Genomic DNA, 13,384 nt, shown 5'->3' on the forward strand with positions numbered 1-13,384 from the left:
TAAACTATGTCCTCTTAATATTTAGTAATATTTTATTTTTTCTTTCTTAAGAACGTAACTCCAAGTGCTGATGCTATTATTCCGAAAATACTCATAGCTCCTGTATTCATACCTGTATCTGGTATATTGCCCGAACCATTACCTGGAATTCCTGGTGTTGTTGGATTACTTGGCTTTCCTGGCTTATTGCTATTTCCACCATTTCCTGAATTTCCTCCATTTCCTGGCTTATTAGGTTTTCCTGGTTCTTCTGGTTTTGTATTATCAACTTTTAGATTGCTTTGCGCATCATTTAAAGCTTTAAGTGCAGCATCTATCTCCTCTTGAGTAGCTTTTTCATTCTTTAAAACTTTCTTAGCATTCTTTAATGCATCTTTAAATAACTTAAAACTATCTTTAGTATAATCTTTTTCATTTAATTTTTCTGCAGCCTTTATTGCACTTTCTAAAGCTGTTCTATCTACTCCATCCACGTCTGGAGTTTCTTCTTTGTCTACTAATTTACTTATTGCATCTTCTATAGATTTAGCTGCATTATCTACTTCTTCTTGAGTTGCATCTTCTTTATTAGCTATAATTTTAGCTACATCTAGTGCATCCTTTAAGGCTTTATAACTTTCAGCTGTATAATCATCTTTATTTAGTCCTTCTGCTTTAGCTATAGCCTCATTTAATTGATCTTTATTAACTTCTGGCTTTTCAGTCTCTCCTTCTCCAACTGTAATATTAACTTTATTAGATGTAACAGTTTTTCCATCTAATGTAACCTTAACCTCAACAGTTGCGTTACCTTCCTTTAATCCCTTCATTTTTCCATCTTCAATTGAAAGTACACTATTATCTGAAATAATATATTCAACCTTAACATGATCTTTAGATAAATCAACATTAGCTCCATTACTCATAAGAGCATTAACATTAAAGTCAACTGCTAAGTCAACAGGAATTTGATTTACGCTAGTGTTTAAGTTAACATGTTCAAGCTTAGCATTTGCATCTTCCTTAACTTCCTTAACGTATATATTATCTAATATAAGCTCCTTATATCCTTCGCCTTTATCAATTGAAATATAGTAATCATCCCTATCTCCTGTAGTAAATGTCTTCTTAATTTCCTTAGCATTAGTATACTTTCCAGCTTCAACACCTGTTGCTTCAAGCGGAATATTAACTAAGCTATCTCCACCAGATTTTGATTTTATATTCACTGAGTATCCTGGTGCTGCATTTTCAAGTGAATATAAGAATCCTAATTCATAAGTTTTATTTGGCTCTATCTTAAATGTTGATGAGTCAGTAACAAGCATTTGTCCTTTTTCTCCTGATTGTTGATTACTCTTTAATGAAAATCTTCCATCAAGAACCCAAGTCATTTTTTGTCTTCCATATAAATCTTTTTCTGCTAAGTGAGATCTATTAGAATGTCCTCTACCTGGTGCTAAGAAGAATGGAGTTATACCTTCATCTACATTTTCGAAATCTTCATAGAATACATAACCATCTTTATTTGTATGACCTGGATGATCCCATATTCTAAAGTCATCTACTATAACTTCACCTGAACCTTCTTTTGCCTCTAAATAAATTTCAGCTCCAGTAACTCCAGCAGGTACAGTAAATTCAACTTCCATTCTTTGGAATGAATCATCAATCCACTTATGACCTTCCCCTTGTCTCTTTAAGCCACTCTTGTTAATTACATTAGTAACTTTAACATCACCTGAACTAGCTCCTAATGTAACTTCTCTGTTTCCGTCATTTTTAACCCATGCAGAAATAGAATACGTTTTCCCTGGCTCTAGTCCTTCAATATTTTGAGATACCTTTCCATCCTTATCAGCGATAGAAACAACATCATTACCCTTTCTTGTTTCACGTGTTTCATTTACAAATTTGATATGATCTGCGTTGCCACTCTTTGATTCTTTTTTCCAATTGCTCCATGTTTGTGAATCAAATCCCGGATCTTTTATTTGAGCACCTTCACCCCATGAATCAATTCTTTCCTCTTTAACCTCACCTTTAGTTACAATATATGGTGTATCTTTTTTAACATCTAAGCTTACTTTTCCATTTACAACATTAACTGCTTTAACCTTTGTTCTTCCTAAGTCAGTTAATTCATATAATTCAACTGTTCCAAGATTAGACCAGCTTTCTGGAAGTTGCCATTCTGATGTTGTTCCAAGTGGATTCCAGTGATATATCTTTTCATCTTCTTCAACTGGATTCCATGGTAAGAATAATTTAGTTTTACCTATTCCAGTATTTCCTATTGAATTTTCTGGAGTTGTTGCAACTAATCTATCATTCTTATAGTAATTTATATTAGCTCCTTCTCTAATAGCTCTTAATCCTTCATTAAATTTAACTTCGTCTTTTGACATAGACATTATTTCAAAATGTTGCATATACTTAGTTGGTAATACTTGATTGTAGAATACTTCTGTACCGTACTCACCTTCAATTGTATGCTTAGTTCCCCATCCTCCTGATAGAAGATGCTTATTACCTTTTAATAATGGATCTGATAAGAATCCATCTTTAGTATCATTTTTTATAAATCTTAGGATTTGACTTGTACCACCTTCATTAGGATAAGCTGGGTCTGCTCCCCAATGAGTCCATGTTACATGTTCTTCAAGTGGACTATGGAATTCTGTTGCAACTTGATAATCTAAGCTGTTTAATTTTTCTCCAAGTTGATGTGCATTCCATCCATTACCTGTATAAACATCAACGTATACCCATCCTAATCCTGGAGCATCTTCTTTAAGCATATCTAATCTTCTGAAAAGTTCACCATTTACAACATCTGCTCTTTGGTCAACATAATATGCTTGATCTAACCAATTCCATCCTGCAGCATTTTCATTTACACTACCATTTTGAGGATACTGGAAAGCATCTTTTTGGTATTCAGTAGCATTTACGTGAACACCAATTTTTGCGTTATATTTCTTTCCTTCATTTATTAAAGTGTTAAAGTCATCAACTCCACCTTGTCTCATTCCTATATGTCCACCGTAATCTGGAATCGAATCATCATGACCTTCTGCTTGATATCCCTTATGGAGAACCATTTGCCCAAATCCATCAGTATAATTAGATATCTTCTTAATAGTATCTAATGATCTTAAGAATGGATTTTGAGTATATGCAATATTAAATGCTACATATGAAAGGTTATTCTTAATATCTTCTCCACCCATTGGAACCTTCATATTTCTTCTATACTCTATTGCAGCATCTTGCCAGGTTACTTTTTTATCGTCATTATTGTCCTTTGTTACTATAACTTCTGACCATAGTTTATCTTCATGATTAAATAATTCAGTTTCTGAATCTAGAACTTCCCTATAAGTCCAAGTTCCTGTTCCCATTCCTGTACTCTTATAACCATTTCTATTTTCAGTTGTAAGAGTTATCCTATTTGAATATTCTATTACATTGTTATCCATAGTTATAGCAAAATTATCATCGTTTATAAATGCATAAGTTTTGCCTTTAACTGATGGGTCCATCTCTTCTACAGTTTTTATTTCATCCTTAATATCATGCCAAGCTCCTGAAGATAAAGTTGCAGCTATTGCTCCACCTTCATTACTCTTAACAGTTGCAAAGCTATGATTTGGGAAGTTCACTTTTTGAACTTTAAAGTCTCCACCTTCTTTTATATCTGTTATTTCCATTCTAAGCTTATTTCCATCTACAGACATTTTAACTGTCAATGTAACATCTACTTCTTTTATTTTCATAGTATATGTTGCTACATTGTCTTTTACTGTACACTTAACCTCTGGTGCATATTTAGTGTTGTTAAGCTCAACTTTATTATATCTCTCCTCTTGTCCTAATAACGTTGATTGATCATCTTTCCACTCATATCCTATTACTCTTGGGAAAGTATTATCTAAATTTACCTTCATTTTATCTGATTCAATACTCTTAACTTCAACTTCTGGTAAATCCCCTTCACTCTCTTGAACTATCTCTTCAACTTTAACATTATCTAAAGTAACATTTTTATTTCCAAACCATCCTGATAAACCTATTTTACCAGCTCTTTGTGGAAGACTGCCTGATGTTGTATTTCCTAAAAGAACATCATCTATCCATAATGACACATTATTATCTTCAACCTTAAGCTTCATTCTATACTTTTTATTTGCCTCAAGCTTAAGTGATCCTGGGAATGATCCATAACTTTCTGTGCCGCCATTCATAGCTTTCCAAACCCATGATCCAGCATCATAACAAACTGCACCCCAGTTATCTTTATCATTAACTCTAAATGCAAGTCCAATTCTTCCTGAATCACTATCTACTGTAAAATCTGTTTCATAAGTAAAATTCTTAACATTTGGTGAAGCCATATCAGCTGATACTGCTACACCATTCATAGGAACTTTTACAGCTCCATTTTCAACAGAAGCTTTTCCACTTCCTTTTAATATTTGCCAATCTCCACTTGTTGCTTCTGTTTCAAAATCTGTACTATAAGCATGCTTTTCCCTAACTGTAATATTAGCTTTTGCTTTTGGTGAATTTTCTGCTGCTCCCTTTATTTTTCCTTCTACTACAAATTCACCAACTTGTGCATATTTTGAAGCATCAACATAATCCCATATTACAACCTCTTTACCAGTTGATCCATCTCCATAAGTTACATCAACTTTATATGGTAGTTCTGGCTTTACTTTTACTAAAGTATCTATATTTAACTCTTTAACCTCTGTAATATCATCCTTTTGAGCCTCATCTAATGAATTGATTTTTAAATAATCAACCTTTACATTCTTTTGATCAAACCATGTTCTAAATCCAAATTGACCTGGATCAGTTGGGAAGTTTTGTAATGATACATTTTCAGCAAATATTTTTTCCCCATTTACAACTAAAGTTACATGATTTCTTTTAACTGTAACCTTCATTGTAGTCCAGTCACCTGCTTTAAGTTCCGGTCCTTTTATATCATCCTTCCACGCCTTTGGCGTTTCAATGAGCCACTTTCCTGGAGATTCATTACCTCCATTATATCCAATAAAGCCATAATTATCTGCTGAATTCCCTCTAAATACAAGTCCAAATCTACCTGCTTTATCATTTTCATTATCAGGATTTAATTGGAATCTAACTTCTGCTTCAAAATCTGTAAGACTTGGACTTTGTTCTTCTACAAATACAAGATTATTTCCATTTGTCCTCTTAATTTCTAAAGCTCCCTTAACTCCATTTTCTTCATCAGCAAAATCAAAATTTTCTTTAATTTCGCCTTCACCTACCAGCCTTTTCCATGAATTACTGTCATGGTTACTATACTCTTGATCATATTCAAGTTTTTCTGAAGCTTCCTTATTGCCCTTATCTCCAGCTTTATTAACTTCAACAACGTTTACATTTTTATTCCCGTCTGCCAATGCAGATATAGGAATCTGTCCCATTATAACAGCTCCAGCAATGATAAGCGCAATATTTTTGTTCATTGTTGCCCTTTTTTTCATTAAATTTCCCCCCTCATAGATTGTTTATTATTAATATAAATTAGTTAACAATAAAAATTTAAGTCCCCACCTTAATAATTATGAACATAACTAAGCTGCACTAAATAAACCATATATATCATGTTGTCGAATTTTCAACTAAACTATAATTATTATTTAATTTATTTCTAAGTATCATCGAAGATTATTGTAATTGTTTTCCATTTTCTTGTCAATCATTATAATATAGCCATTTTCAATGTAGTTTTTCTTCATTTTTATACTTAGATTACCCAAAATTATTGCACAAAATATTTTATATAATTTCTTATTTATAAATATTAAAATACTAAATATACTTTTCAAAGTATTGATACTTCATATCATTTCTATGATTAGCTTAATTTCATAATAAAAAACTCTTATTTAATATTTTTACTTTATCTTTATATATTTCCTAGGTAATTTAATGAATTTCATTTAATTACACCTATTTCTTATATTTTATTATGTAAAAAAAATACATAAAGAGCACAAAATTATACATTAGATTTTTCTAATTATCATTATGCTTTTTAATAAAAATAAAAAACCATAGATAAAAATCTATGATTTTTTAATATTCTATAATTCTATATGTATTCTATATATAAAACTATTATCTATTTATAAAATTTTTAACATTTTCTACAACCTTTTTAGCTTCTTCTAACAATTCTTCCATTGAAGCATGAATGTAAATTCCATTTCCGCAAGCAAACACTCCATTTTTTGAAGTCATATATTGCTCATTAACTGCCGCCCCTGATGTTGATGAATTTAATTCTATTCCACTCCTCATTGCTACTACTCCGTCTGATACCATCGGTCTTGCTATTATTAAAGTATCACATTTTAAAAGAAGCTCTTCACCATTTTTAGTTATTCTAATCATCTCAACTCTATCTTTACCAATAATATCTTCTAATTGATATCCTAAATAAAGATTCTTTGTAAGCCCAAGAACTTCATCACTTACTTTATCACAAACTGCACCTTTTACATTTATATTTTTTTCCTTTAATTTCTTATAAATTTTCTTTATATTGTCTACTCCATATAAGACTACATCTTTACCTGGTATAACTCCATCTATTCCTAGAATTTTTTCTGCCATACCAACTGTCATTATTCCAGAACATCTATCTCCAGTAACTTTCATATTGTCTCTACTTTGTTCTTTTCCACCATTAGCTAATATTATAGCTTTTCCTTTTATCTTTTCTATCCCACGTTCTTTGCTTGTACATACTATTTCTCTATCATAATCAATTTTTAAAACCATTGTATTTAAATATGTATCTATTTTAAATCCATTAAATTCGTTTAACTTCTTTTCTCTGTAGTCTCTACCTGTAAAATAACTTCTTTCACTTAAGTTATAATCCCCTCCAATTAAAGCACCACCTAATACGTCATCCTTCTCTATAAGTAATACTTTGTCTATACCTGCAGCTTTAGCAAATATTGCACAATTAAGTCCTGATGCTCCTCCACCTATTATGATTAAATCATAAACTTTCATATTATTTTACGCCTCCTTGTAGCCTATCATATTTGAACCTTTTTTATTTTTCATAACTTCACTTATGTCTATATTCAGTTCTCTTGCTATTATCTTTGATATAGGAATTAAGCATCCAACACCTTGACAGCCACCCATTGTTGCTCTTGTTCTTCTCTTAACTGCATCAACACTTCTAGCTCCAAGTGGTCTATTTATTGCATCTATTATTTCTCCTTCTGTTATAAGCTCACACTTACATACTATTTTCCCATAATTACAATCCCTTTTTATTAATTCATTTTTTTCTGTAATTCCTAATTTATCAAACTTAATTATTCCTTTTCTTGTACTTATAAAATTATCTTTTGGAATTAAATTAAAGCTATCTTTAATTAAATTCTTAACATACACTCCAATTGCAGGAGCTGCTGTAAGTCCTGGTGAATCTACTCCTATGACATTTATAAAATTTTTAGCACAATTAACTTCTTCTATTATAAAATCACTTTTAAGACATGGTCTTACCCCAACAAATGTTGTTATGATTCTATTTAAAGGTAATTGTGATACAGATCTTTTAGCTTTGTCAATTACTTCACCTAAGCCTTCTTTAGTTGTCTTAATATCTATTTTGGCTCCTTTATGTGCATTGGGTCCAATCATTAAATTACCATCTATAGTCGGTGTAACTAAAACACCTTTACTTATCTTATCAGGTACTTGGAATAATGTTTTCTTAACTAATCTACCAGCAATTTTATCAAATAAAATATACTCTCCCTTTACTCCCTTTATTTTATATTGATGATCATTTATCATATTATTTACTATGTCACCATTAAGACCTGCTGCGTTGATAACGCACTTACTTTCTAAATATTCTCCATTACTTAATGTAATCTTATATCCATCACATATTTTTTCTATATTGATAACCTCAGAATTAAATTTAAATTCAACACCATTGACATTTGCATTTTCAGCTAATGCTATAACCATTTCATAAGGGCTAACAATTCCAGAAGTTTTTGCATATAATGCTCCTAAAATTTTTTCAGAAACATTATTTTCTAAACTTAAAACTTCTTCTCTTCTTAAAATTTCTAATCCTTTAACGCCAAGCATTTCACCATTAAACTTAAGCTCTTTAAGCTTAGCCATGTCCTCCTCTGAAAATGCTAATATTAATGCTCCATTCCTTTTAAAAGGAAAATCTAGATCTTTCGATAACTCATCAAACATTTCATTTCCTAAAACATTTAATTTGCCCTTTAGTGTTCCTAAAGTTTCATTATATCCAGCATGTACAATACCACTATTAGCTTTTGATACACCACTTGCAACATCATCATACTTTTCAATTAAAACCGTATTTAATTTATACTTTGATAGTTCTCTAGCAATTGAAGTACCAATAACTCCGCCTCCAATAATAATTATATCTTTCATATTACATCCTCCTAGTCCTACAATACAAATTTCTTTATAGCTTTAGCGACTCCATCATTTATATTTCTATCTGTAATATAGTCTGCAGAAACTTTAACTTTTTCTATAGCATTTCCCATAGCTACTCCAATACCAGCATACTCTATCATTGACAAGTCATTTTCACTGTCTCCAATACACATCACTTCTTCTCTGCTTATATTAAAGTATTCTGCTAATTTTTTTACTGCATCTCCCTTTGTACTTCCTTTTTCCATAATTTCAAAATTATCATCCCAAGATGCTACAATTTCCATATTACTATTTAAAGATTCAAGTTCTTTTCTAGCTTTATGTAATTTATCTTTGTGATTTTTTTCTACACAAACTCCTTTTAATATTTGCCCATCATATTCTCTTAGAGCAATATTAATATCATTGAATGTTTCTATTCTTATTTTCTCATCATCGGATAATTTTTTATTTAGAACATTATATACGTGATTTTCTGGAAGTTCTTCATCAGATACAACTCCAAAATTAGTTGTTAGGTAAGCCATTAGACCATATTTCTTAGTCACATTATAAAATTTATTTAACTCTTCTATATTTAATGGATTATTGTAAATTACTTCTCCATTACTTCCACCAATAAAAGCCCCATTTGATGATATTATAGGTGTATTTAAACCTATTTCTTTTGAATACATTTTTGCACAATCATATACTCTTCCAGTAGTTATTGCTATATGTACGCCCCTTTTTATTGCTTCCTTTATAGCTTCCTTATTATTATCTGAAACTGTTTGTTGATCTTTTAATAAAGTTCCATCCATATCAATACAAATTAGTTTTATACTCATAATAATTCCTTCTCTCATATGTGTTAATCTTAATTATAGATTACACTTAAAGGATCAATAAGTTAAATACTATTTTTCTATGATAATAATAAGCATTTAGCTATATATATATATATATATATTGATACAATATATCACACCAACTATATTATATATACAACAGAAAAAAAGCCACTAGTTTTAGTGACTTTTCAAAAAATGTTAATATAAAACACTTCTTATTAATATTTAGTAAGTGCTTCCATGTAACTTAGTTCTATCCATTACTTTCATTAGATTTATTTCATATATTTTTTTATTTAATTTCTAATTTTATAAAAAGGCTCTACACTTTAATAATGTAGAACCTTTTTTAATAATTATAAAGATTTTTCTATTTCATCTATCATTGCTTCTGTAGACATTAATCCACTACCACCTAAGTACCAAACTTGAGTATTTAAGTAAATTATTTTGCCATCTTTATAAGCCTTAGTGTTCTTTGTTAAATCATTTACTATAACATCCTTAGCAGGCTTTTGATTTCCACCAGCAACTATACCTTTATCAATAACAAATAAGTATTCTGGATTCTTTGAAACTAAATACTCATATGAAATATTTTGACCATGATTTGATACTTCTATTTTATCATCAGCAGGAGTAAATCCAAAGTTATCATATATTATTCCAAATCTTGATCCTTTACCAAATACACTTATATTTCCTTCATTAACCATTGTTATTAAAGCAGTTTTATTATCAGCTTTTACCTTTTTACCTATTTGTTCCATTCTTTTATTTAAAGAATCCATCTTTTCTTTCATTTGGTCTTCAACACCATATATAGTACCTATAGCTTTTACATTTCTATCTAATGATCCAAAGTGATCACTACCTTCTGTACCAAGCATAATAGTTGGTGCAATTTTATTTAATTCATCATAGAATTTTTCTTGTCTGCCTTCAATAATAATTAAATCTGGTTTTAATTCATTTATCTTTTCCATATCAAACTCTTTTAAAGTTCCAAGATCAGTATATTTATCATCTTTATACTTACTTAAGTAACTTGTTAAACCTGACTTTGGTAATCCCACAGGTTCCTTACCTATTGAAGTCATGATATCTAATGAACCATAATCCAAAACAACAACTTTTTCAGGGTTTTTAGGAACTTGTGTTTCACCTTTCCTATGGCTTACTGTAACCATTTCTTTCTTTCCTTCAGCATTTGCTTCATTTGATTTAAGTTTTGAAAAACCAAAGGCTCCTCCTAAAACTACAATTATTAATCCAACTATTATTCCTATTTTTTTATTCATTATTATTCCTCCATCCTAAAAATATACACATATTCTTTGATTATTTATTTCTGTTACATTAAAGTCCATATCATAAATTTTGCATAACTCACACTGCTTAATTACATCTTCGGATTTACTATTCTTAGCTAGCTTTCCATCTTTAAGTGCCACTATATTATCTGAGTAGCATGATGCAAAATTAATATCATGTAAAACAATAACTATTGTCTTTCCTAAATCATTTACCATTTTTCTAAGTAACTTCATCATTTCAACAGAATGTTTCATGTCTAGATTATTTAAGGGTTCATCAAGAAGTATATAATCAGTATTTTGAGCTATAATCATTGCGATATATGCTCTTTGTCTTTGACCCCCACTTAATTCATCTAAATATTTATCTGAAATATCAGTAAGTTTCATATATTCAATGGCATCATCAACTAACTTTTCATCTTCCTTTTTAAGCTTTCCTTCACAATAAGGAAATCTCCCAAAAGAAACAAGTTCCTTTATAGTTAATCTGATGTTTATATTATTGCTTTGTCTTAATATAGATATCTTTTTTGAAAGTTCTTTAGAGTCCCACTCTCTAATTTCCTTTCCTTCTATAAAAACCTCTCCTTCATCCATATCCATAAGTCTAGATATCATTGATAAAACAGTACTTTTACCTGCTCCATTTGGTCCTATAAATGATGTTATTTTTCCTTTTTCTATATTAAATGAAACGTCATCACAAACTCTTTTATCTCCGTAAACTTTAACTAAATTCTTTATTTCTATCATACCCTGCTCTCCTTTAATAAAAGATATATAAAGTAAATTCCACCGATGAAATTAATAATAATTCCTATAGTTGTGTTAAAAGTAAATACTCTTTCTACTAAGAATTGTCCACTTACTAGTGCTACAATACTTATTAAGATACTTCCAATTAATAAAAGACTATGTTTGAATGTATTAAACATTTGATAAGTTAGGTTTACAACTAATATTCCAAGGAATGTTATTGGACCAACTAATGCTGTAGATAATGCAACTAATGCTGTTACTATTATTAATATTTTTTTAGTTAACTTATCATAGTCAATGCCTAAGTTTATGGCTTGATCCCTTCCAAGTGACATAACATCTAATTTCTTTATCTCATCATAAAGAAATGCAAATATTATAAGTATTATCACAATTGCCATAAATAATATTTTTGTATTAATTGAACTAAATGATGCAAATAACCTACTTTGAAGTGCCTCATATTCATTAGGGTCTATAAGCACCTGCATAAAGGTTGACATGCTTCTAAATAATCCTCCAAGGACAGTTCCTACCAATAAAAGAATCATTATATTTTGTTTTCCCTTTTTAAATAACAAGTTAAAAAGTACAAATGAAAATCCAACCATTAGTACACCTGAAACTAAAAAGTTCAATGTATTATTTGTCATCATTATAGAGCTTGATCCAAAAATAAAGACAGCTATAGTTTGTACAAGTCCATACAATGCATCTAGACCTATAATACTTGGTGTTATTATTCTATTATTTGTGATTGTTTGGAAAAGTATTGAAGAAACCGCTATTGATCCACCTGCCACTATAATTCCTATAACCTTAGGTATTCTTTTGCTCAAATTATAATCAAAGTTTTGTCCATTTAGTCCCCAAAATAGATAAAGTGCTACAAAGACTATTGATGCTAAAGCTAATATTATTAATTTTTTCTTATTACTTTTCATCATTTATTCCTCCTAAGTATTAAGTAAAGGAATATCACTCCACCAATTACTCCAACTGTAAGATCAATTGGAACTTCATAAGGAAATATTACTATTCTGCTAATTACATCACAGGCTAGTACGAATATTGATCCAAGTGCTGCAACTATAGGCATATTTTTAGCTAAGTTATCACCTTGTACTAATGAAACAATGTTAGGTACTATAAGTCCTACAAAAGGAATACTTCCTACTGTAATAACTACTAAAGCAGATATTAACGCTACTATAGCTAGTCCAATATTAGTTACCTTTTTGTAATTAAGCCCAAGATTTGTAGACATTTCTTCTCCCATACCTACTAATGTAAATTTATGTACATATGTAAAAGCTAGTATAACCATAGGTATACTTAAAAATAATATTTCATAATTTCCTTTTATAATACTTGAGAAATTTCCTTGTAAGAATGAACCCATATTTTGCACTAAATTAAACTTGAATGCAAAGAAATCAGTTATAGAACCTATAACATTACCAACCATTATTCCTACTAGTGGAATAAAGATAGTATTTTTAACCTTAACTTTTTTTAATATAGTCATAAATATGAATGTTCCAAGTAAAGAAAAGATAAATGCTAATACCATCTTTTGCATCATACTTGCTGATTGGAATACTATTATTGAAAATAATACTCCAAGTTTTGCTGAATCTATAGTAGCTGCTGTTGTTGGTGAGACAAATTTATTATTACTTATTTGTTGCATTATCACCCCACAAATGCTCATGCCACATCCCGCTACTAGAATACTAATAAGTCTAGGAACTCTGCTTATTAGTAGAATATTTAATTCCTCTTTTCCCATACTAAATATATTTATATCGGCTACTCCAATAAATAATGAAACTAACGACAGTATAAATATACCTATAATTAAATATACTTTTTTCATAAAATCACCTTTCTCATCGCAAATGATAATCTTTATCACTCAACATCTATATAATATAATAGGAACATTTTTCTGTCAACAATTTGTTTATCTTTTATTAAAAA

At 29.9% G+C, this 13,384-nt stretch carries 8 protein-coding genes; all 8 read right to left on the bottom strand.

Translation table 11 applies throughout. From position 1 onward, the window contains the following. Nucleotides 1-32: 32 nt before the first annotated feature. Complete coding sequence (locus K5V21_RS02625) at nt 33-5,504, bottom strand: endo-alpha-N-acetylgalactosaminidase family protein (RefSeq protein ID WP_221858896.1); 5,472 nt, start codon at nt 5,502-5,504, stop codon at nt 33-35. Nucleotides 5,505-6,141: 637 nt separating this feature from the next. Beyond that, nucleotides 6,142-7,047, bottom strand: coding sequence for an FAD-dependent oxidoreductase (locus K5V21_RS02630; protein WP_221858898.1), 906 nt, complete (start codon nt 7,045-7,047; stop codon nt 6,142-6,144). A gap of 6 nt (nt 7,048-7,053) precedes the next feature. Beyond that, nucleotides 7,054-8,478, bottom strand: coding sequence for an NAD(P)/FAD-dependent oxidoreductase (locus tag K5V21_RS02635; RefSeq protein ID WP_221858901.1), 1,425 nt, complete (start codon nt 8,476-8,478; stop codon nt 7,054-7,056). A 17-nt stretch (nt 8,479-8,495) separates the two neighbouring features. Next, the gene (locus tag K5V21_RS02640; protein ID WP_221858903.1) at nt 8,496-9,320 is read right to left on the bottom strand and encodes a Cof-type HAD-IIB family hydrolase; all 825 of its coding nucleotides are present in this window, start codon (nt 9,318-9,320) and stop codon (nt 8,496-8,498) included. Nucleotides 9,321-9,679: 359 nt separating this feature from the next. Next, complete coding sequence (locus K5V21_RS02645; RefSeq protein WP_221858905.1) at nt 9,680-10,624, bottom strand: siderophore ABC transporter substrate-binding protein; 945 nt, start codon at nt 10,622-10,624, stop codon at nt 9,680-9,682. Nucleotides 10,625-10,639: 15 nt separating this feature from the next. Next, on the bottom strand, nt 10,640-11,395 hold the full coding sequence (locus K5V21_RS02650) for an iron ABC transporter ATP-binding protein (protein ID WP_204595360.1): 756 nt from the start codon (nt 11,393-11,395) through the stop codon (nt 10,640-10,642). Next, complete coding sequence (locus K5V21_RS02655; protein ID WP_221859177.1) at nt 11,392-12,345, bottom strand: iron chelate uptake ABC transporter family permease subunit; 954 nt, start codon at nt 12,343-12,345, stop codon at nt 11,392-11,394. The genes K5V21_RS02650 and K5V21_RS02655 overlap by 4 nt, the downstream gene beginning before the upstream one ends. After that, nucleotides 12,345-13,280: an ABC transporter permease gene (locus tag K5V21_RS02660; protein WP_221858908.1), complete on the bottom strand. Its 936-nt coding sequence runs from the start codon at nt 13,278-13,280 to the stop codon at nt 12,345-12,347. Before K5V21_RS02660 ends, K5V21_RS02655 begins: the two co-directional genes overlap by 1 nt. Between the last annotated feature and the right edge of the window lie 104 nt (nt 13,281-13,384).

It is taken from the genome of Clostridium sardiniense (assembly GCF_019753795.1).
Lineage (GTDB): Bacteria > Bacillota > Clostridia > Clostridiales > Clostridiaceae > Clostridium > Clostridium sardiniense.

What these genes read in the sequence shown, in the direction of transcription:
- K5V21_RS02625 (WP_221858896.1), bottom strand. Translation starts at nt 5,504, where the DNA reads ATGAAAAAAAGGGCAACAATGAACAAAAATATTGCGCTTATCATTGCT.
- K5V21_RS02630 (WP_221858898.1), bottom strand. Translation starts at nt 7,047, where the DNA reads ATGAAAGTTTATGATTTAATCATAATAGGTGGAGGAGCATCAGGACTT.
- K5V21_RS02635 (WP_221858901.1), bottom strand. Translation starts at nt 8,478, where the DNA reads ATGAAAGATATAATTATTATTGGAGGCGGAGTTATTGGTACTTCAATT.
- K5V21_RS02640 (WP_221858903.1), bottom strand. Translation starts at nt 9,320, where the DNA reads ATGAGTATAAAACTAATTTGTATTGATATGGATGGAACTTTATTAAAA.
- K5V21_RS02645 (WP_221858905.1), bottom strand. Translation starts at nt 10,624, where the DNA reads ATGAATAAAAAAATAGGAATAATAGTTGGATTAATAATTGTAGTTTTA.
- K5V21_RS02650 (WP_204595360.1), bottom strand. Translation starts at nt 11,395, where the DNA reads ATGATAGAAATAAAGAATTTAGTTAAAGTTTACGGAGATAAAAGAGTT.
- K5V21_RS02655 (WP_221859177.1), bottom strand. Translation starts at nt 12,345, where the DNA reads ATGAAAAGTAATAAGAAAAAATTAATAATATTAGCTTTAGCATCAATA.
- K5V21_RS02660 (WP_221858908.1), bottom strand. Translation starts at nt 13,280, where the DNA reads ATGAAAAAAGTATATTTAATTATAGGTATATTTATACTGTCGTTAGTT.